Source organism: Nocardioides sp. NPDC051685 (genome assembly GCF_044453405.1).
GTDB lineage: Bacteria > Actinomycetota > Actinomycetes > Propionibacteriales > Nocardioidaceae > Nocardioides.
Genome location: NZ_JBITCR010000002.1, coordinates 849,975 through 870,058, shown reverse-complemented (window position 1 = coordinate 870,058; position 20,084 = coordinate 849,975). Strand labels below are relative to the sequence as shown.

The following is a 20,084-nucleotide window of genomic DNA, read 5'->3' as shown; positions in this document are numbered from 1 at the left end:
GGCTCGCCTCACACCAAGGCCAGGACCACGATCACCACGGCGACGGCCACGCCGGCGATCCCGGCCGCGGTGACCGCGGCCACGGGCGTACCGGCGGAGAAGTCATGGGCGGGCGTCACCGCCTGTGGCTCGGTGTGCCGACGGCGCGCGATGAACAACCCGGCCCCGACGAGCAGCGCGCCCACGACGAGCATGACGATCGGCGCGGCCAGCTCTCCGGGGAACAGCTCGATGACGGAGGACGGCAGCACCATCAGCGTGCCGAGCGCGCCGACCGCGAGCATCAGCAGGTCGCGGAAGACGACAGCTGTCGCGACGACGGCGACCGACGTCGCGAGAGCCAGGACGATGCCGGCGTGCGTCGGGATCGTCGTCAGCGCGCCGGCGAACATCCCGGCAGCCCCGAACGCCATGGCGAGCCGCCTCGGCTCCAGTACGCCGCCCCAGCCGAGCAGCAGCCAGATGAGAGCGACGCCCCAGACGGCGAACCCGGGCAGTGCGTCATTGACCTCGAGCTCGTTGGTGAGCGCCGCAGCGGTCAGCATGAGGCCCACCATCATGGCCAGCTGCTGCACGGGGGTGCGGCCGACGACCCACAGGCCGGTGGCGTACGCCGCGACACCCGCGCTCACCATCAGGAACACGTGCTCGCCGGCCAGATCCAGCGCGTCCCCGCCGAGCAACCCCAGGAATCCGGCGAATGCCCCGGTGGAGGCCAGCCACAGCACCGAGCGGAGCCGGAGACCGACGTCTCCGATCCGCTGCGGGATGGCGAATCCGGCAGCGAGCAGGACGGCGGCGACGCCGCCGACGATGACGAGCCGCGCGGTGGTGCCGACCTGGTCCCAGTACAGCGACGCGATCAGGATCGACGCGACGACGATGATGACACCGCCGAGGTAGCCGAGGGCCTCGGTGACGAGGGACGAACGCTCGTGCGGGAGCTCCTGCACAGCAGGCGGCTGGGCGAGGACGTCGCCCCGGAGGCGGATCCGGTCGGCCTGTTCGGGGGTGATGAGCTGATCCGCGACCCAGGTCTCGAGAAGGGTGGTCAGCGGCACGGGCCTTCGCGTGGCAGCGTGGTGAGACATGGTCTGCCCCTTTCTTCAGAACTTCAGTCTTCGCCGCGCGCGCCGCGCCGCTCAGTGTCGAAGGTCCCCTCGGTCGGGGAAGGAAGCCACCACGTCGGCAAGGGGCTTGTCGGGAAGGTCGTCGGTGAACCTGGCGAGATCGTCCAGGGAGAAGACCGAGGTGCCTGCCGTGGCGATCATGGCCGCGCTGCACGACAGGCCGAGCCGGGCCGCCCGCGGCTGGTCCCAGCCGTGCACGAGCCCGGCGACGATCCCGGCGACGAGCGCATCTCCGGCGCCGACGCCGCTGACCACCTCGCCCGCCACGGCCGGGAGGAGCCGGTCGCCCGCGGGCGTCACCAGTGCGATCCCGAGGTGGCCGCGAGAGAGCACGACGACACCCGCCTGAGCGGTCTCGAGCAGCTCGCGTGCGCCGGCCAGCTGCTCCTCCACGGACGGCAGCCGGCGCCCCAGGTGGTCCTCGAGCTCTCGTACGCTCGGCTTGAGCAGGAAGGCGCCATGGGCTCGGTCCAGGGCGCCTCCGGACGCATCGAGGACCAAGCGCGCACCGAGCGAGTCGGCCAGGCACCGCACCTGGGAGACGGTGTCGGGCGAGGACCCGGGCGGCAGGCTGCCGCTCAGCACGACGTACGCGGCGTGGCGTCCCTGACGACGCACGACCTCCAGGCAGCGGCCCAGGTCCACGGCGGTGAGCGGCTGCCCCGGGAGCACGAACCGATATTCCAGACCGGTGTCGAGCGCGGTCACATGGTGGCTGAGACGGGTCTCGCCGGCGACCTCGATCGCCTCGAACGGAAGCCGCTCGCTCTCCAGCAGCTCCGTCAGCGCCTGCCCGATGTGACCCGCCGCGGGGAACACCGCCAGCGTCCGAACCCCGAGCACGTGCAGCACCCGGGCGACGTTGATCCCCCCGCCGCCGGGGTCGATCCGAGGCGCGCTGCTCCGCATCTTGCTGCCCGGGACCAGTCGCGGCACGGAGAAGGCGTAGTCGAGCGCCGGGTTCAGCGTGATGGTCACGACGTCGGATGAGGCGGGCATCAGGGGTCCCTTCGGGGCCGTCGAGGTTGCGTTCCCTAGGCAACCATCGTCCGCTCGGTGCGACAGGTGGCGGAGGTCCCGGCGGAGATGACCAAGGTCTCGTGAGATGTGGTCCGGCGACTACAAGAGTGGGGGATGGACGAGGGTGCCCGACGGGCATCCGTTATTCAGGGAGGACAGATGAGCGCCATCATCAAGCGCCCGACCAACCCGTTCGCGGACCTGCTCGGCTGGCTGGAGACCGAGTCGGCGGCGATGCGATCCTTCGGGTCGGCGCCGTACATCAGGGTCGAGGACTTCGTCGAGGCCGACAACTACGTCGTGCGTGCGGAGATGCCCGGCGTCGACCCGGACAAGGACATCGAGATCGATGTCATGGGCGACGTCCTGACGATCCACGGCGAACGCCGTGAGGAGGAGCACGACCGCAACCGCAGCGAGCTGCACTACGGGTCGTTCGAGCGAACCCTGCCGCTGCCGCGCGGGGCCAAGGCCGAGGAGATCAAGGCGACCTACACCAACGGCGTGCTCGAGGTGCGGGTGCCGTACGCCGCCGACGAGCCGAAGGCGACCCGGGTCGCCATCGAGCACAACGGGAGCTGATCGGTGCGATCCGAGGCGTCACCCGAGATGCTCTCCGACGTGGAGCGCCGTGCCGGCACCGTGTGGGCGATGGACGTGTTCCTCGACCATGACGACGGCACCGTCTATGCCGAGGCGAAGCTCTACGCGGATGGCCGGGAGGTCCTGGTCGGAACCGGGGAGGCGGGGCTGTGCCCGGGCCAGGACCTGGCCGCGGGGGAGGAGCTGGCCGCGAGCCGCGCTCTGGAGCGGCTCGCGGCCACCCTCCTCACCGACGCACGCCACCGGATCGACGGTTCTGTGCAGCAGGGGAGCACGAAGCCCGATCAGCGGGCGCGCCCGCCGCGTTCGGTGCCGAGGATGCTCGTCGGCACCGACCGGCCGTTCCGCATCACCCCGGCGATCGACTGGTCGGTGGCGCACGCGGGGTCGAGCGGCCTCGGGATCGAGCTGTGCCACGTCGTCGACGACTCCGGCCCGACGTGGGAGGGCACGCTGCGCACCTCCGTCTCGGACGCGAACGAGGAGATGGCCGGGCTGCAGGAGGAGGTCCGTGAGGGACACCCGGGCGTGAACGTATCGTCCTCGGTCCTGGTCGGCTCGGAGAGTGCCTTCCTTGCCCGGTCGGCGGACAGGGAGCTGGTCGTCATCGGGCGTGCGGACGTCGAGGGCGAGGATGTCGCCTACGTGGGCGCGACGGCGATGACCATCGCGCAGGACGCGAGCGTCCCGATCGTGGTCGTGCCGTCCGGATGGTCGCCCCACCCGGGCGCCGATCATCCGGTGATGGTGGCGATCGACGCGCTCGAGCCGCATCTGGAGGCGGTGGAGTTCGCGCTGGCGTACGCCCACTGGCGGGGCCTCCCGCTCCTCGCGGTCTCGGCGTGGGCGCCTCCGACAGGCCCCGACGCCCGGATGCTGCTCGACAGCGAAGAGGAGTGGATGGAGCGCATCGCCGATGGCCTGGACGCCGCGTTGAGGCCGCTGCGCGCGCTCTACCCGGACGTCTCCGTGGTCCAGCGCTCGCCGCACGGCCAGCCGATCGACGTCATCCTCAGCCTCGCCGAGGACGTCTCGCTCCTGGTGGTCGGCAGGCCCGGCCACGGCCGGCACTGGCGGATGCCGCTCGGCTCGGTGAGCCGGCGGGTGCTGCACCGTGCGAAGGTGCCGGTCGCGGTCGTCCCGACCGACTGGCACGCCATGGACAGTGCCATGCCCCATCGCTCGCCGAGCTGACCGGAGGGCAGGTCGGCGGGACAGGTCACGTCGGAGGGTCAGGTCACGAGGACGCCGCGCTCTCGTGGTGGAGGACGTCGTCGACGGCGCGTCGCGGGGTCGGCGGCAGCGGCGGGTGGTGACGCCGGGGCCAGCCGATCCGCACCAGCACCTGCGGGGAGGAGTTGTCGCCGAGCAGGTCGTGCTGCAGCGTACGCCGGGTCGAGCCGACCTCGATCGGCTGCGTGTAGGGCACCAGTGCCAGCCCCGAGGTCGTGCAGGAGAGCCAGATCGCGTCCAGCGCCTCGCCGGTACGCAGCCAGGAGAGCGGGTCGTCGGAGGCGGTCGCGAGGACCAGCCATTCCTCTGCCGGCGGGCCGTCCTCGTCGTGGACGTCGGCGAGCGTGCCGGCGGGGAACCGGGTGTGGGAGTCCGGTGTGCTCTCGGCCGAGAGGAGGCTGGACTCCGGGATTCCCTCCTCGCTGCCTCCGCGGCTCCAGGAGTAGAGCTCGGCGAGGTAGGCCTCGTCGGTCGACTGGTGGGCGCGGGCGGTGTCCAGCGCCGTCTCGAGGACCGGCCGCAGGTGGTCGGGCACGGTGCTCGCCACGACCCCGTACTCGCGGACGAGGCCGATGAGATGCTCGAGCCGCTGACGCGGCACCGGCCAGGACGAGACCCGGCGCCGGTCGGTGCAGCGCTGCTCGAGGGCGGCGAGCCGGCTGAGGTCGGCGACGTCGGGATCGCGGTGTGCGAACGTCACCACCGCGAGAAGGTCGGTGCGTCCTCCCTCGGGGGTGTGGTGCACGGTGCATGCCCAGCCCATGCCGGCCGCGGCCACGACGAGCTCGTGCAGCGCGGCACCGCAGCTCATCACCAGGTCGCGCTCGTTGGGGTCGGCGTGGAGCAGCTTGCGGTGCGGATCGGCTCGGAGCAGCAGCATCGTGTCGCGTACTGCCCACGCCCAGGGCTGGGTGTTGTGGACCGACGGAGCACGGCAGGCCAGCTCCAGGATCGCTCGCAGGGTCGTCTCGTTGGGGAAGGCAGACATCTCAGACCCTCACCTGACGCATCATCTGGTGGCCCAGATCCGCGGCCCAGTCCCCGGCGCGGGCCTCTTCGTCGTAGCCCAGCGGGCCCTCCAGGCCGCCGACGTAGAAGCTCACCGCCGGGGCGACGTCGTAGCCACGGCGGCGCAGCAGGTGGGCCACGTGCTTGGCGGCCGAGCCGGGGAGGTGACGCATCGCCCGTGACCGGGTGTCGAAGGCGGCGATACGCACCGAGTCCGCGTCCTGGAGATCCTCGAGCCACTCGCGGACGCCGCGGGCCTCGACCTCCGCGGGAGCGCCCCGCAGGACCGCGTCTGCTCGGGTGCTCGGTCTGCTCATGCCGAGGGCGTGCGTCGGTGCCCCGATCACGACCAGGTCATGGGTGCGGAGCACGTCACTGCCGGCCAGTGCCACCGGGATCACCTTGACCTCCATCCCGGCGCGTCGAAGAGCGTTGGCGACCGAGGTCGCGAGGGTGGCGGTGTTGCCGAACATCGACTCGTAGACGACGGCTGCTCGCATCTGCTTCACGTCCTTCCGTGGCGCCGCGCCCCCTGCGTGGTGCCTGTGGCACCACGCTGCGGCGGAAGGAGTACGCAGGTTCAGTGGCACACGTCCCCGACCCAAGGACCTTGGTCCGATGCCGTCAGGTCCGGTCACGCGGAGGGTGGAGGCATGAACTCAACCGAATCACCGGTGGTGCTGGAGGGCCGGCTCGACCCCCAGGTCAGTCGAGCCCTGTGGCTGGTCAAGTGGCTGTTGCTGATCCCGCACTACATCGTCCTGTTCTTCCTGTGGATCGCCTTCACGGTGCTCAGCGTGGTCGCCTGGTTCGCGATCCTGTTCACCGGGCGCTATCCGCGGGCGATCTTCGACTTCAACCTCGGTGTCCTGCGCTGGACCTGGCGGGTGGACTACTACGGCTACGCCGCCCTCGGCACCGACGCCTACCCGCCGTTCACCCTGGCGGACGTGCCCGGCTACCCGGCCCGCCTCCACATCGCCTACCCCGAGAAGCTCTCCCGTGGCCTGGTGCTGGTGAAGTCGTGGCTGCTGGCGATCCCGCACCTGCTGCTCCTCAGCTTCTTCATCGGCGGCGGGCTGTACGTCACGCAGGCCAACCAGGACCCGGACGCCTGGACCTGGGGGAGTGGCATCGTCGGCCTCCTGGTCCTCTTCGCAGGAGTGGCGATGCTGTTCGGCCGGGGCTACCCGCGGGGCATCTTCGACCTGGTCCTCGGGATGGACAGATGGGCGGCGCGCGTCGCGGCGTACGTCTTCCTGATGACCGACACCTACCCACCCTTCCGGCTCGACCAGGGCGGCAGCGACCCAGCCGGACCCGTGCCGCCGGAGCCGGCCGCTCCTGCGGGCGAAGCTGCAGCGGCGCCGCGACCGACCGAGAACCCGGTCGCGACCGGACAGCCGTGAGCTGGACCTGGCGGGCGCGGCGAGGGACTTTGGTCCTCAGCGCACGGGTAAGACGTGCATTGGCGGGCGTCGTCATCGGTCGTAGGTTTGTCGGGTGACCGATTCAGTAGCGCCCGATGGCGCAGCCGAGCCCATCCGGGTCTACCTGCTCGACGACCATGAGGTGATCCGCCGCGGGATCAGGGACCTCCTCGAGGACGAGGACGACATCGTCGTCGTGGGCGAGTCCGGGCTCGCCGAGGAGGCCCGGCGACGTATCCCCGCGCTGCGGCCCCATGTCGCGATCCTCGACGGCCGGCTCCCCGACGGATCCGGCATCGACGTGTGCCGCGACGTACGCTCCGTCGACCCGAGCATCGCCGCCCTCATCCTGACGTCCTTCGACGACGACGACGCGCTGTTCTCCGCCATCATGGCCGGCGCGGCCGGCTATCTCCTCAAGCAGATCCGCAGCGCCGATCTGGTCGACACCGTGCGCCAGGTCGCGGCCGGTCGGTCGACGCTCGACCCCGCGGTCACCGCACAGGTGCTGGAGCGGATCCGCAGCGGGCCGAAGACCAACTCGGTCTTCGAGCACCTGACCAACCACGAGCGCCGGATCCTGGAGCTGATCGGCGAGGGGCTGACGAACCGGCAGATCGGCAAGGAGATGCACCTGGCCGAGAAGACGGTCAAGAACTATGTGTCCTCCCTGCTCGCCAAGCTCGGGCTGGAAAGCAGGACGCAGGCTGCGATTCTGGTCACCAAGACCTTGCAGGGTTGATAGGTTGGGGGGTGTACCACGCATGCGGCATAGGGGGTCGACGTGGGGCGTACGCCACCGAGACAGCGCCGTGCACCAGATGACACGGTCGGTGGGAGCCTGCGCCAGACACCGCTCGACGAGCTGCTGACCGAAGTGCTCGACAGGGTCACCGACGCTCGAGACGAGCAGGTGCGGTGGCGGCTTCTGCTCGACGCCATCGTCACGATGGGTGCGGGTCTCTCGACCGACGACCTGCTGGACCGGATCGTCGAGGTCGCCCAGGCGCTGGCCGGCGCGAAGTACGCAGCCCTCGGCGTGCTCGCCAGCGGTGGCGAGCGGCGGCTTCGTACGTTCATCACTCGAGGCCTCACCCCGGAGCAGCAGCTCCGGATCGGAGACCTGCCCAGCGGTCACGGTGTGCTCGGTCTGCTGATCGACCATCCGGAGCCGGTCCGCATGACCGACATCACCGAGCACCCGTCCTCCTACGGGTTCCCGAAGAACCATCCGCCGATGGGTTCCTTCCTCGGTGTGCCCGTGCGCATCGGAGAGAAGGTCTTCGGCAACCTCTATCTCACCGAGAAGGCCGACGGTCAGGACTTCACCGACCAGGACGAGAGCATCGTGGTCGCCCTGGCCGCGGCGGCCGGCGTCGCGATCGAGAACGCCCTGCTCGCCGAGGAGGCGGCCCGTCGCGGCCGCTGGCTCGACGCACGCGCCGAGATCACCAGTGCGCTGATGGGCGACGTCGACCGCAACTCCGCTCTGCAGCTCGTGGTCGACCGGGCGCGGGAGATCGCCGGCGCCGACCTCGCCTGGATCGTCACCGGCCCGGAAGCCGACCGGCTGCGGGTCGAGGTCGTCTCCGGCACCGACATCGAGGCCGACGTGCTCAAGCACGCTCCGCTGCGCGAGTCGGTCGCGGGCCAGGCGATCAGGGACGGCGTACCGATGATCGTGGAGGACATCGGGGGCGCGGCCACGGGCGGAAGTGCTGCTGCGGTGATCGACCTGAGCGACATCGGCCCGGGCGTGCTCGTGCCGCTGGGACGCACCGACTCGTCCGAGGAGATGAATGCGGTGGGTGCGCTCGCGCTCGCCTGGCGGCGAGTGAACGCCGAGCAGGCCCAGTATGTCGATCTGGCGGTCGCCGACGCCTTCGCCGGCCAGGTGGCGGTGGCCATCCGGCTGGCGCAGAGTCGTGAGGAGCGGCAGCGGCTGGCCGTCTACGACGACCGCGACCGGATCGGCCGCGACCTGCACGACATCGTCATCCAGCGGCTCTTCGTCATCGGCCTACGTCTCCAGGGTGGCCTCAACCTGGCCGACAACCCGAAGCTGCGCGGCCGTCTGGACCAGGCCGTCGAGGACATCGACGAGACGATCCGCGACCTTCGCCGCGCGGTCTTCGAGCTCGGCACACCCGATCACAGCGGTGACATCCAGTCCCAGGTCACCGACGTGGTCAACCGGGCAGCGGCGTCGCTCAAGTTCCGTCCGAGGCTCGTCTTCGACGGCCCGATCAGGCTGCGCGCCACACCCGAGATCACCAAGGACGTCATCACCGTCCTCGGCGAGGCGCTGTCGAACACGGTCCGCCACGCGCACGCCAGCTACGTGGACGTGTCGCTGTCGGCGGGTGCCGATCTCGTGCTCCAGGTGCGGGACGACGGTGTCGGGATCCCCGACGACGTGGTGGAGAGCGGGTTGGCCAACATGCGCCACCGCGCCGAGGAGCACGGTGGTCGGTGCACCATCGAGGCGGCGACGCCGAAGGGCACCGTGGTGGAGTGGTCGGTGCCGCTGAGCTGACCGCTCACGCGCCGGTGAGGTCGGCCTCGTCACCGAGCATCACGACCTTCATCGCCCCGGTCTCCTGGGCATCGGCGAAGGTGTCGTACGCCTCCTGGATCTCACCCAGGCCGAGCCGGTGGGTCACCAGATCGGGAAGCGCGATCCGCCCGGCGGCGAGCATCGCCATGAGCATCGGTGTCGAGCTGGTGTCGACCAGCCCGGTGGTGATCGTGACGTCACGGTCCCACAGGGACTCCAGGCCGAGGACCGCGCTGCGTCCGTGGACGCCGACGTTCGCGACGTGCCCGCAGGGCCGGACCAGCTCGGCGCACAGCTCGAAGGTCTCGGGGATGCCGACCGCCTCGATGCTCACCTCGACTCCGTCGGCGGTGTTGTCCCGGACCCAGGCGCGGGCCTCCTCGGCATCTGCCAGGGTCACGTCGGCGCCGAAGACCTCGGCCGCCTTGCGCCGCGACTCCGCCGGGTCCACCACGACGACCCGCAGCGGGCTGTAGAGCCGGGCCGTCGCGATCGCGGCGAGCCCGATGGGGCCGGCGCCGACGATCAGGACGGTGTCGCCGGGACCGACGCGGCCGTTGCGGACACCCACCTCGTACGACGTCGGCAGGATGTCGGCGAGCAGCACCGCGGTCACGTCGTCGATCTCGCGGGGAAGGTGGTGCATCGAGTGGTCGGCGAACGGCACCCGGACCCGCTCGGCCTGGGTGCCGTCGATCAGGTGGCCGAGCACCCAGCCGCCGCCCCCGGTGCACCGGCCGTAGCTGCCGGTGCGGCAGTAGCGGCAGCGCCCACAGCTGCTGATGCAGGAGATGAGCACCCGGTCACCGGCTGTGAAGTCACGTACGCCGGATCCGGTCTGCTCGACCACCCCGACCGCCTCGTGGCCGAGCACCGTGCCGGGCGCCACGCTCGGCACGTCCCCCTTGAGGATGTGCAGGTCGGTGCCGCAGATCGTGACCGCGTCGACGCGGACGATGGCGTCCTCGGCATCGCCGATGACCGGGTCAGGGACATCGGTCCACTTGCGTGATCCGGGGCCGTCGTACACGAGTGCTTTCATGGTTCCCCTCCTGGGATCGGTCTTGTGTCGATCCTCGGCGTGGCCGGCACACGACAGGAGTGGCCATCGGCCACCGGCCGTGGGGCCTTGGTCCTGCCTGGGGCGCGGCGGGGGAGTCTCGTGCGAAGGTGCTGTCATGGACGTACGCGACCTGATGCCGTCGTGGACCCGCGGCTACCAGCGGCGCTGGCTGTGGGCCGATCTTCTCGCCGGGGTGACGATCACCGCCTACCTGGTGCCTCAGGTGATGGCGTACGCCGAGCTGGCCGGTCTCCCGCCGGAGACGGGACTGTGGGCGTGTGTCGGAGCGATGCTGGTCTATGGCCTACTCGGCACGTCCCGGTTGCTCTCGGTCGGCCCGGAGTCGACCACGGCCCTGATGACCGCGGCCGCGATCGGGGCCACCCCGGCAGCGGCGCAGGATCCGGCCTCGTTCGCCTCGACGCTGGCGCTCGTGGTCGCCGCGATCTGCGTCGTGGGCTGGCTCGCCCGGGTCTCGGTGCTGGCCGAGCTCTTCTCCCGGCCGGTGCTGGTCGGCTACATGGTCGGCATCGCGGTGCTGATGGTCGTCTCCCAGCTCGACAACCTCACCGGTGTCCGGGTCGAGGGCGACGGTGTGCTGGCTGAGCTCGCGAGCTTCGTGCGCAATCTCGACCAGGTCCATCTCCCGACCCTGCTGCTCGGTGGCGGAGCGGCCGCCGCGATGATCCTCGGCTCCGCGCTCGCTCCGCGCGCGCCGGTCGCGTTGCTCGGGATGCTCGCCGCCACCGGCCTCGTGGCACTCCTGGGTGAGGGACACGGGCTCCGGCTCGTGGGCGAGATCCCGATCCGGCCACCGGTGCCTGGACTGCCGGAGCTCGACCCGGGCGTCCTCGTCTCGATGCTCGCGCCGGCGCTCGGGGTCGCCTTCGTGGGCTACACCGACAACATCCTCACCGGACGGGCCTTCGCCGGCCGCGACGATCACGTCGACGCGCACCGGGAGCTGCTCGCGCTCGGTGGGGCCAACGTCGGATCGGCGCTGCTGCACGGGTTCCCGGTGAGCAGCAGCGGAAGCCGCACCGCCATCGGTCACGCCGTCGGCGGGCGTACGCAGCTGACCTCGTACGTCACGGCCGCCGCGACCGTGGCCGCCGTCCTGCTCCTGGCGCCGGTCCTGGAGGCCTTCCCTCAGGCCGCGCTCGGGGCGGTCGTCGTCTACGCGGCCACCAAGCTGGTCGAGGTGGGCGAGCTGCGCCGCTTCGCCCGGTTCCGGCGCAGCGAGCTCGTGCTGGCCCTGGTCGCGACGGTGGCCGTGCTCGCCGCGGGGGTGATGTGGGGCGTGCTGATCGCGGTGGGTCTCTCCGTGCTCGACCTGCTGCGCCGGGTCGCGCACCCGCACGACGCGGTCGAGGGCTACGTCCCTGGTCTGGCCGGTATGCACGACGTCGACGACTATCCCGACGCCGAGGAGGTGCCCGGGCTGCTCGTCTACCGCTACGACTCGCCGCTCTTCTTCGCCAACGCGGAGGACTTCCGCACCCGTGCGCTGGCCGCGGTCGACGATGCCCAGTGGCCGGTGGAGTGGTTCCTGCTCAACGTCGAGGCCAACGTCGAGGTCGACATCACCGCGGTCGATGCGCTCGAGTCGCTGCGCAGGGCGCTGACCGAACGTGGCGTCGTCCTCGCGCTCGCCCGGATCAAGCAGGAGCTGCGCGCGTCCCTGGCGCCGTCCGGGATCTTGGACAGGATCGGCGAGGATCATCTGTTTCCCACCCTCCCCACAGCTGTCGAGGCGTACCGCCGGCGCGAGGGGTGAGCGGGCGGACCAAGGTCCTCGGGGAGGGGCCCCGACGTCCCTGCCCCACCGACGCCACGTGGATGAGAGTGGAACCGTGGCTCGGCCGGATGTGCCGCGCCCGGGAGGAGACGACATGTCCGAGAACGACCGGATCCTGGTCGGGGTAGACGGGGGAGAGGGCGGACGGGCGGCGATCAGGTACGCCGCTGCCGAAGCCGGTCTCGACGACGCCGACCTCTGGCTCATCCACGCGACCCTGAGCGAGCCCGCCGACGTGGTCCATCCCTATCCCTGGCTCTCGCAGGACAGCCGTCACTCCGGGATGGAGGTGCTGCGGAAGGCAGCTGACGAGGCTGCCACCTACGTGGGGGCCGACCACGTCAGCGGGACCCTCCTGGAGGGCAGAGTGGTCCACGGGCTCGTCCACGCCGCCGCGAAGGCACGCCTGGTGGTGCTCGGCGATGACCGCAGGCATGGTCTGGAACACATCGTGACCGGGTCGATCACCCATCGGGTCGCGGGCCATGCGCCGGTCCCGGTCGTGGTGGTGCCGACCGGCTGGTCGGCGGAGGACCCCGCACGCCGGGTGCTGGTCGCGATCAAGGACTGCGAGAGCTCGGCAGGACTGATCGCGCAGGGGTTGAGGCACGCGGCCGACCGCGACGCGGAGCTGGTCGTCCTGCACGCCTGGCAGCTGGACACGGTCTACGACGACATGACCCTGGGGCACCTGGACGTGACCGGGTTCGAGAGCGCCGCCCGCCATGCCCTCGAGGAGGGGCTCGGCCGCGCCCGCAGCAAGGTGCCGCACGCATCCGGGGTGGACGTACGCATCGAGGTGCGGCACGGACAGCCCGCTCGGGTGATCGCGGATGCGGCGGCGGACGCGGACCTCCTGGTCATCTGCCGCCGGCTCCACTCCTTCCCGTTGGGGCGCCTGGGCAGCACGGGGCGTGCGCTGATGCGCGAGAGCCGGTGCCCGGTGGAGATCCAGCCTCCCGTTCCGGACGTCATCACCGTCGAGGACCTCGTCCTCGAGCACGAGGGCCGGATCGAGAAGGCCGAGGAGGCGCCCGCCCTCTGAGCTCGGCGAGACGGAGAACGGGAGCGAGGGGAGCGATGACCACCACGGTGATCGAGATCGAGCGGAAGTACGAGGTCGGCGAGGACGTCCGCCTCCCCGACCTGGTGGGACTGCCCGAAGCCGTCCAGGTCGACCCCCGGGCGCCGTTGACGCTGTCCGCGACGTACTACGACACCGAGGAGCTCGACCTGATCCGTGCCGGGATCACGCTGCGCCGCCGCACCGGTGGTGAGGACGCGGGGTGGCATCTCAAGCTCCCCGTCGGCACCGATCGGCACGAGGTGCAGCTGCCGCTGCATGGCTCGGGCGAGGAGCCACCGGCCGAGCTGATCGCCATTCTCCGCGGCGTCGTACGTGACCGACCGCTGATCCGGGTCGGTGCCATCGACACGCAGCGCGCCTCGACGCTGCTCCTGGCCGCCGACGGTCGTCTGCTCGCCGAGGTGTGCGACGACCGGGTGACCGCGCGGCGACTCGTCACCGGATCGGACGCGGCCGAGAGCTGGCGGGAGTGGGAGGTCGAGCTCAACGTGGAGCGCGCGGGGCTCGCCGACGAGCTGGAGCGTCGTCTGCTGGCTGCCGGCGCCCATCCGTCTGCCCGTCGGGCGAAGCTGGCCCGAATCCTCACCGCCACGCAAGCGGCCGTTCCCGACGGCCCCGCCGTCCCTGGCCGGACGAAGAGGAAGCAGCTGACGGCGGGGGAGGTGCTGGCGCCGTACCTCGCGGGCCAGGTGGCCGAGCTCGCCCGGCTCGACCCCCTGGTCAGGGCCGACGTTCCGGACGCGGTGCACCGGATGCGCGTCGCCGGCCGGCGGGTCCGCGCAGTCCTGGGAACCTACCGTGGCCTGTTCGACCGGCGGCGGACCGAGCCGCTGCGGGTCGAGGTCAAGTGGCTGGTCGACGAGCTCGGCCACCCCCGTGACCTGGAGGTCCTCCGCAGTCGCCTCGACCTCCTGCTGGACGGCGAGGACTCGCGGATCGGTGCTGACCTCGACGCCGCGCACGAGGCCGCACACCGGGTGGCGGTCGAGGCGATGACGTCGTCTCGATACTTCTCGCTCGTCGACTCGCTTCGCAACCTCGTCGAGGCGCCGCCCTGGTCACCGCGTGCGGACAAGCCCGCGCGCAAGCAGCTTCGCGCCGCGCTCCTCGAGGACATCCGGCGCCTGCGGCGGGCCGTGGCGAAGGCGGGGCGGACCGCCGAGGTCCACGACCGGGCGCTGCGGCTGCACGACGTCCGGAAGGCCGCCAAGCGGATCCGTTACTCGGTCGAGGCGGTGGTGCCGGTCTTCGGGGCCGACGCCGAGAGGTTCGCCGCCAAGCTGGCCGACCTGCAAGACGTGCTCGGAGAGCACCACGACGCGGTCGTCACTCGGCACGAGGTGCTTCGGCTCGCCGAGCGGCACCCGGATCTCGCGGTCTCGGTGGCGTTGTCCGACCTCGACACGGCCACCGATGCCGACGAGCAGGCATACGAACACATGGTGCGCCGGCTGCTGAGACCGAAGTCGAGCCGTTGGCTGCGATGACCGGCCGACCGCTCCTGGACCGGTCGTCCTTCATCCGGTGGACCGTGACGGTCACGGCAGCGGAGAGTGCGGGATTCGTCGCTCCCGCGGTCGTCGGCGCCCTCACGACGGATCTGCCCTGGTACGCAGCTCTTCCGGCGCTGCTCGCGGCCGGCGCCGTCGAGGGCGCCGTTCTCGGCTGGGCGCAGGCGTCGGTGCTGCGGCGCGTGCTGCCGACCGTGCGCGGGCGGCGCTGGGTGATGCTGACGGCGGGGGCGGCGGTGGCGGCGTACGTGCTGGCGACGGTTGCCGTGCTCGCGGCGACAGCGTCAGGGTGGGTGCGGATCGTCGTGCCGGTCGTCTGCGGAGCGCTTCTGCTGATCTCGATCGGTGGAGCGCAGTGGCTCGAGCTGCGTCACCACGTGGCGCGCGCGGCCAGCTGGGTTCCGGCCACGGCACTCGCCTGGCTCCTCGCACTGGGCGCCTTCCTCGCGATCGCCTCCCCGCTGTGGCACGAAGGGCAGCGACTCTGGGTCACCGTCCTGATCGGAGTGGGCGCCGGAGTCGTGATGGCGTTCGTCCAGGCAGCACTGACCGGATGGTGGTTGCTCCGCCTGCTCCTGCCGTCCTGGCAGTCGGGGAGAGGGGCCTGAACGTGGGACTCGTTGGCCGCGGTGACGGTCTTGCCATGAGCTCGCTGGACTCCTGGGCCCTCGGCAGCCATACCGCAGCGGGCGTCACGCACCCGATCTACCGCAAGGGCAGCGGTCCCGGCGTGATCGTGATCCACGAGATTCCTGGCATCACTCCCGCGGTTCTCGGCTTCGCCGAGGACGTCGTGGCCCGTGGCTTCACCGTTGTGATGCCGTCGCTGTTCGGACATCCGGGAGCCCCCGCTACGGTGCTCGAGTCGGTCCGCAGCATTGCAGGTGTCTGCATGAGCCGGGAGTTCACCCTCTTCGCCCTGGCACGCACGGCACCGTTGGCGACCTGGCTGCGGACGCTGGCTCGCGAGCTGCACATGGAGCTGGGCGGACCGGGCGTCGGCGCCGTCGGCATGTGCCTGACCGGTGGCTATGCCCTCGCGATGCTCGCCGATGCGCCGATCGCCGCACCCGTCGTCGCCCAGCCGGCCTCCCCAGCGCCGGTCGGTAGAGCCCGCGGGGCTGACCTGGGGCTCAGCCCGGACGATCTCGAGTCGGTCAGGTCGAAGGTTGCCGCCGGCTGCCAGGTTCTCGGGCTGCGCTATGTGGATGATCCCGCAGTCGGGACGCGCTTCGACACGCTCCGTCGCGAGCTCGGCGCCAACTTCATCGCCGTGGAGTTCCCCGGTCGCAAGCACGCGACCTTGACCGAGCACCGGCAGCAGGAGGGCGTCGACCGAGTCCTGGGGTTCTTCGAGGAGAAGCTGAAGGCTGCGACGCCTGACGCGGACCCTGACTCGGACCCTCGGGCCTCCGACCCGGCCGACTGACGATACGAGTGCCGACTGTCGGACGGCTCGCTCACGAGAGGAGTACGCCGCCGTCCACCACGATCTGGGTGCCCGTCATGTAGGAGGACAGGTCGGAGGCGAGGAACAGCGCGGCCCTGCCGATGTCGTCCGGCTCGCCGAAGCGACCCATCGGGATCCGAGCCGTGAACCGCTCGATCACCTCGGCCATGTCGACGCCCTGGGGCACCTGCGCACCCTGCTGGGCATGCCTGACCCCGGGGGTCGCGATGCCGCCGGGAGCGATCGCGTTCACCCAGATCCGGTGCGGCGCGAGCTCCAGGGCGACGTTCTTCGTGAAGCCCCACTCACCGTGCTTGGAGGCGTCGTAGTGGGCGAGGCCGGCAGAAGACGGGTGCAGCGCGTCGACCGAGGTGATGTTGATGATCCGGCCGCCCTGACCGCGCTCGATCATCCGCTCGGCGACCACCTTCGTGCACAGGAAGACGCCCAGCAGGTTGATGTCGAGCACTCGGCGGAAGTCGTCGGCGGTCATGTTCATGACCAGGATGTTGGGATAGATCCCGGCGTTGTTGACCATCACGTCGATCGCGTCGTACGCCTCGACCACGGCGTCGACCATCTGCCGGACACTGGTCTCGTCGGACACGTCGACGGCCACAGGCATCGCCTCGAAGCCGTCGGCCACCAGCTGCTTCGCGGCTGACGCGGCAGCTTCCTCCTCGATGTCGGCCACCGCCACCCGTGCGCCCGCCTCCGCGAGCCGGTGGGCGATGCCGAGGCCGATCCCCATCGCGCCACCGGTGACGACGGCGGTCTTGCCCGTCAGATCGATCAGGTCGTCGATGGGTCGCAGCTCTTGCTTCATCTCGTACTCCCTCTGTGCGTGACGATCAATGGGGCCCGGGGATCTTGCGTGCCCGCAGCGTCGCCATCCGTCGCTCGTACTCGTCCTCGTCGATCTCACCGCGCGCCAGGCGCATCGCGAGCACGTCCTCGGGCGTGCTCGGTCCGCCGCCGACGGGCTGGTCCTCGCGGAGGAACCGGCGCCCCAGCACGACCGCGGTGGTGATGACCAGTCCCCAGAACAGGACCATGCTGATGGTCATCAGGACGTAGCCCCAACCGCTCATTCCCGAGCCGTACCAGTACATCATCGTGGCCTCCGCGGTGCGTGGTTGTGGGTATGCCTCGACGGTGCTCCGACCGGTTCGGCGCAGCGAGTGGCCAACGACCGGGGAAGCCGGGGCCTTGGTCCCGTGGCGTCGGGATCGTCGCCCCTTCGCGCGGCTGTGGCCGGCATGGACATTGATCTCATGAGACGTTGGGTCTGGAGCGTTTCGGCCGCCACAGCAGTCGGCTGTGGACTGGTCGCACTGGTGTCGTGGTCGATGGCCGCGACGATCGGATGGTGGTTCGCTGGGGCATTGATCGTGGTCTCGTTCCTGGTGTGCCGCTCACCCGACGAGACTCCGATCCGCTGGAAGCCGGTGCTCAGGCGAAGCCTGATGTGGCCGACGATGGTGCTGGCCGTCGGAGGACTCTTCCTGACGCTGGAGCCGGCGACCGCGCTGCTGGTCTCGGTGGCGGCCCTGGCCGCGGCCTGGGAAGCCGGATGGTTCGGCGGGAGCGTCCGTGGTGAGCTGTCGGCCGGAGCGCGCCGTCGGAGTGGATGGCGGGGGTGGCAGCATCGGAGGGCGGGCCAAGCCGGAGCCGCGATGGTCCTCAGCCCCGTGGTGGCCGGTCCGGTCGACGTCGATCCGGTTGACGTCCTCTCGGTCACCGACGGGCTGACGGACGCCGACCTGTGCAGGGCCTGGCGCTCCAGCTACGTCGCGCTCGACCGGGCGGCAGACCCGAGCGAGAAGCTGCGCGCCGTGGAGATCCGCGAGGTGATCCTCGACGAGCTCGGTCGCCGCGACGCGTCGGGTCTGGAGGCGTGGTTCCGCTCCGGTGCCCGAGCGGCCGGGTGGCCCGACCGCTATCTCCGAGGCGAATCGCCCCGGCAGCGCCGCGAGGCGCACTGAGCACGGCAGGCAAGGGACCTTGGCCCCGACCTGCCCGACCTACTTCCCTGGCACCGCGGGCACGGACGGGATTCGCTGGAGACCACTGCAGTGACGACCCGATCTCGTGATGGAGGGGGATATGACCGCAACCGTGAGCCCACCGACTCGTCCGTCACCTCCGCTCGAACCGAGGGTCGTGGTCGGGGTGGACGGCTCCGAGCCCAACCGAGCCGCGGTGGCGTACGCGATCGCGGAAGCGGCCGCCTCGGGCCGGCCGCTGGTGCCGGTCGTCGCCGTCCAGCACCCGGTGCGACATCAGGACGGCGCCGTGGACGGGCGACGATGGCCTGTGCTGAGGGAGATCGAGCGTCAGGCCGAGGCTGCCGATGCCGGGATCAGGACGGTGTCGTTGATCGAGTTCGACCACCCGGTGCCGGCTCTGCTCGGGTACGCCGACGTGGAGGATCTGCTGGTCGTGGGCAAGCGCGGTCTCGGGGGTTCTCGCCGGTTCCTGGTCGGGTCGACGGCGATGAGGGTCGCCGGACGCTCCCTCGGGACGGTGGTGGTCGTGCCGCCAGGGTGGAGCCCCGCGGAGCATCTGAGGGAACCGGTCCTGGTCGGCGTGGACCCGGACACCCACTGCGAGCCGGTGCTGCGCGCGGCCTTCGAGCGAGCCCGGCGCGACCGGGTCGAGCTGGTGGTGCTGCACTCGGTCAACCTGCGACCCGTGCTCGTCTGGGACCCGACCGTCAACGCACCGCTCGTACGCGACGGCCAGGAACGCAGCGATGTGGACCTCGATGCGACGATCAAACCGTTGCGCGACCTGTATCCGCAGGTCCGCGTCACGATCGAACGCGACCGCGGGCGTGCCGCCGGCATCATCCTGGCCAGGTCGGTCGGCGCGCAGCTGATCGTGCTCGGACGACGCCACGACGCTCGGGGCACCTGGGGGCTCGGACCGGTCGCACGCGAGGTGATCCATGGCGCCGAGGTGCCGGTCGCGGTGGTGCCCTGCCAGGCCCAGCCCGACGACCGCGAGGGCTGAGCGGGCCCATGGTCATGGACCTTGATCCCGATCCGTTCGGACCATCGCCTCTCCGGGCGGGTCACGAGTGGAGGGTTTGCTGGAGATGTCAGTGAGAGCACGTCGTAGGAGTTCTGTCATGTCCGCCTTCTCGAGCACCGGCTGCCGCCGTCGGCGCCTGGTCGGAGTGCCGCGATGAGGAACGAGGTCGATCGGACGAAGGTCGTGGTCGGTGTCGATGGCTCCGAGCGCAACCGCGCGGCCATCTACTACGCCGTCGCCGCGGCGCTGGCGACGGGCCGGCCGCTGATGCTGGTGGGGGTGGTCGACGTCGGCCTCCCGGACCAGCCGGAGGCCGATGAGGCCCCTGGCCACGAGTGGCTGCTGCTGGAGGACATCCGCGAGGGCGTGATGGCTGAGCACCCGCGGCTGAGCGTGCGTACGCTCGTCCGGTTCGGCCATCCGGTATCCGCGTTGCTGGCGAGCGTCGGCGAGGATGACCTGCTCGTCGTCGGGAAGCGCGGCATGGGCCCCTCGCGCAGCATGCGTATCGGAACGACCGCACTCCGGATTGCCGCCCGCGCGTCGTCGCCGCTGGTCGTGGTGCCGCCATGGTGGCGGGTCGGATCCCATCACGTGGGCACCGTCGTCGTCGGCGTCGATCCGGCGGCGGACGAGGAGAAGGCGCTTCGGATGGCCTTCCTGGAGGCGATGCGATCGGGGGCAGCGCTGCGTGTCGTGTCCGCGGTGGACCTGCGGCCCATGCTCGTCTGGGACAAGGTCCTCGGGGCACCCCTCTACCGGCAGTGGGAACAGCGCAGCGTGGCGTCGTTGGCGCAGCTGGTCGGTCCGTTCCGCGAGGAGTTTCCCGGCGTCGCGATCACGGTGGTGCGCGACCACGGTCACGCGGCCGACGTGCTGACCGACCATTCCGGAGACCCCCAGCTGATCGTCCTGGGTCGAGATCACCCCGACGGTCTCTCCATCGGCCTGGGTGCGGTGGCGCGGGAGGTGCTCAACGTGGCCGATGTCCCGGTGCTGGTCGTGCCCGTGGTGCGACCGAAGGGCTTCGACGGATCGGCACCGATGTCGGACTCGACCGCCGGGGCGGTGAAGAGCCTCCGGGAGCCGGCCACATAGGGGGTGGGCCGGAGCCGGGGAAGACGCCCGGCGGGGATGATCACGCATCTTTCCCCGCCG

20 protein-coding genes are annotated in these 20,084 nt (G+C 70.9%); 13 read left to right on the top strand and 7 right to left on the bottom strand.

Features of this window, described 5'->3' with window-relative positions; all coding sequences use genetic code 11:
* Window positions 1-8: 8 nt before the first annotated feature.
* Together ACIA03_RS09265 and ACIA03_RS09260 are read right to left on the bottom strand one after the other, a co-directional pair.
* Window positions 9-1,091: a DUF2157 domain-containing protein gene (locus tag ACIA03_RS09265; protein WP_396981460.1), complete on the bottom strand. Its 1,083-nt coding sequence runs from the start codon at window positions 1,089-1,091 to the stop codon at window positions 9-11.
* A gap of 51 nt (window positions 1,092-1,142) precedes the next feature.
* Entirely contained in the window at window positions 1,143-2,129 is a 987-nt protein-coding gene (locus tag ACIA03_RS09260; RefSeq protein ID WP_396981458.1) for a 1-phosphofructokinase family hexose kinase, read from the bottom strand.
* A gap of 180 nt (window positions 2,130-2,309) precedes the next feature.
* Here ACIA03_RS09260 and ACIA03_RS09255 point away from each other — a divergent pair, with 180 nt between their 5' ends.
* A complete protein-coding gene (locus ACIA03_RS09255; protein WP_396981456.1) occupies window positions 2,310-2,732 on the top strand; it encodes an Hsp20/alpha crystallin family protein in 423 nt (140 codons plus the stop codon).
* Between the two features lie 3 nt (window positions 2,733-2,735).
* Window positions 2,736-3,947, top strand: coding sequence for a universal stress protein (locus tag ACIA03_RS09250; protein ID WP_396981454.1), 1,212 nt, complete (start codon window positions 2,736-2,738; stop codon window positions 3,945-3,947).
* A gap of 43 nt (window positions 3,948-3,990) precedes the next feature.
* Here ACIA03_RS09250 and ACIA03_RS09245 read toward each other — a convergent pair whose 3' ends face one another.
* Window positions 3,991-4,974 (bottom strand): Acg family FMN-binding oxidoreductase, encoded by a 984-nt coding sequence (locus tag ACIA03_RS09245; RefSeq protein WP_396981452.1) that lies wholly within the window; start codon window positions 4,972-4,974, stop codon window positions 3,991-3,993.
* A gap of 1 nt (window position 4,975) precedes the next feature.
* Window positions 4,976-5,494 carry a flavodoxin family protein gene (locus ACIA03_RS09240; RefSeq protein ID WP_396981450.1) on the bottom strand — a complete coding sequence of 173 codons (519 nt, stop codon included), beginning with the start codon at window positions 5,492-5,494 and terminating at the stop codon, window positions 4,976-4,978.
* A 153-nt stretch (window positions 5,495-5,647) separates the two neighbouring features.
* On the opposite strand from ACIA03_RS09240, the gene ACIA03_RS09235 reads away from it, so the two are divergent.
* The 3 genes from ACIA03_RS09235 to ACIA03_RS09225 all read left to right on the top strand — a co-directional run bounded on the left by ACIA03_RS09235 (window position 5,648) and on the right by ACIA03_RS09225 (window position 8,960).
* The gene (locus tag ACIA03_RS09235) at window positions 5,648-6,403 is read left to right on the top strand and encodes a DUF4389 domain-containing protein (protein ID WP_396981448.1); all 756 of its coding nucleotides are present in this window, start codon (window positions 5,648-5,650) and stop codon (window positions 6,401-6,403) included.
* Between the two features lie 94 nt (window positions 6,404-6,497).
* A complete protein-coding gene (locus tag ACIA03_RS09230) occupies window positions 6,498-7,166 on the top strand; it encodes a response regulator (protein ID WP_396981446.1) in 669 nt (222 codons plus the stop codon).
* A gap of 42 nt (window positions 7,167-7,208) precedes the next feature.
* On the top strand, window positions 7,209-8,960 hold the full coding sequence (locus tag ACIA03_RS09225) for a GAF domain-containing protein (RefSeq protein ID WP_396981444.1): 1,752 nt from the start codon (window positions 7,209-7,211) through the stop codon (window positions 8,958-8,960).
* A gap of 4 nt (window positions 8,961-8,964) precedes the next feature.
* Here the strand turns inward: ACIA03_RS09225 and ACIA03_RS09220 are convergent, their stop codons facing one another.
* Window positions 8,965-10,023 carry an alcohol dehydrogenase catalytic domain-containing protein gene (locus ACIA03_RS09220; RefSeq protein ID WP_396981442.1) on the bottom strand — a complete coding sequence of 353 codons (1,059 nt, stop codon included), beginning with the start codon at window positions 10,021-10,023 and terminating at the stop codon, window positions 8,965-8,967.
* A gap of 136 nt (window positions 10,024-10,159) precedes the next feature.
* Between ACIA03_RS09220 and ACIA03_RS09215 the strand changes: the two genes are divergently transcribed.
* The 5 genes from ACIA03_RS09215 (at window position 10,160) to ACIA03_RS09195 (ending at window position 15,869) form a co-directional block, all read left to right on the top strand.
* Window positions 10,160-11,821 carry a SulP family inorganic anion transporter gene (locus ACIA03_RS09215; RefSeq protein ID WP_396981440.1) on the top strand — a complete coding sequence of 554 codons (1,662 nt, stop codon included), beginning with the start codon at window positions 10,160-10,162 and terminating at the stop codon, window positions 11,819-11,821.
* A 115-nt stretch (window positions 11,822-11,936) separates the two neighbouring features.
* Entirely contained in the window at window positions 11,937-12,887 is a 951-nt protein-coding gene (locus ACIA03_RS09210; RefSeq protein WP_396981438.1) for a universal stress protein, read from the top strand.
* A 35-nt stretch (window positions 12,888-12,922) separates the two neighbouring features.
* Entirely contained in the window at window positions 12,923-14,416 is a 1,494-nt protein-coding gene (locus ACIA03_RS09205; protein WP_396981436.1) for a CHAD domain-containing protein, read from the top strand.
* On the top strand, window positions 14,413-15,048 hold the full coding sequence (locus tag ACIA03_RS09200) for a hypothetical protein (RefSeq protein ID WP_396981434.1): 636 nt from the start codon (window positions 14,413-14,415) through the stop codon (window positions 15,046-15,048). Before ACIA03_RS09205 ends, ACIA03_RS09200 begins: the two co-directional genes overlap by 4 nt.
* A gap of 35 nt (window positions 15,049-15,083) precedes the next feature.
* The gene (locus ACIA03_RS09195) at window positions 15,084-15,869 is read left to right on the top strand and encodes a dienelactone hydrolase family protein (protein WP_396981432.1); all 786 of its coding nucleotides are present in this window, start codon (window positions 15,084-15,086) and stop codon (window positions 15,867-15,869) included.
* A 31-nt stretch (window positions 15,870-15,900) separates the two neighbouring features.
* Here the strand turns inward: ACIA03_RS09195 and ACIA03_RS09190 are convergent, their stop codons facing one another.
* Together ACIA03_RS09190 and ACIA03_RS09185 are read right to left on the bottom strand one after the other, a co-directional pair.
* Window positions 15,901-16,716: an SDR family NAD(P)-dependent oxidoreductase gene (locus ACIA03_RS09190; protein WP_396981430.1), complete on the bottom strand. Its 816-nt coding sequence runs from the start codon at window positions 16,714-16,716 to the stop codon at window positions 15,901-15,903.
* A 25-nt stretch (window positions 16,717-16,741) separates the two neighbouring features.
* Window positions 16,742-17,005 carry an SHOCT domain-containing protein gene (locus ACIA03_RS09185; protein ID WP_396981428.1) on the bottom strand — a complete coding sequence of 88 codons (264 nt, stop codon included), beginning with the start codon at window positions 17,003-17,005 and terminating at the stop codon, window positions 16,742-16,744.
* Between the two features lie 159 nt (window positions 17,006-17,164).
* On the opposite strand from ACIA03_RS09185, the gene ACIA03_RS09180 reads away from it, so the two are divergent.
* From ACIA03_RS09180 to ACIA03_RS09170, 3 genes are all read left to right on the top strand, one after another.
* Window positions 17,165-17,875, top strand: coding sequence for a hypothetical protein (locus ACIA03_RS09180; RefSeq protein WP_396981426.1), 711 nt, complete (start codon window positions 17,165-17,167; stop codon window positions 17,873-17,875).
* Window positions 17,876-17,996: 121 nt separating this feature from the next.
* Entirely contained in the window at window positions 17,997-18,905 is a 909-nt protein-coding gene (locus ACIA03_RS09175) for a universal stress protein (protein WP_396981424.1), read from the top strand.
* Window positions 18,906-19,079: 174 nt separating this feature from the next.
* On the top strand, window positions 19,080-20,024 hold the full coding sequence (locus tag ACIA03_RS09170) for a universal stress protein (protein ID WP_396981422.1): 945 nt from the start codon (window positions 19,080-19,082) through the stop codon (window positions 20,022-20,024).
* The last annotated feature ends 60 nt before the right edge of the window (window positions 20,025-20,084 follow it).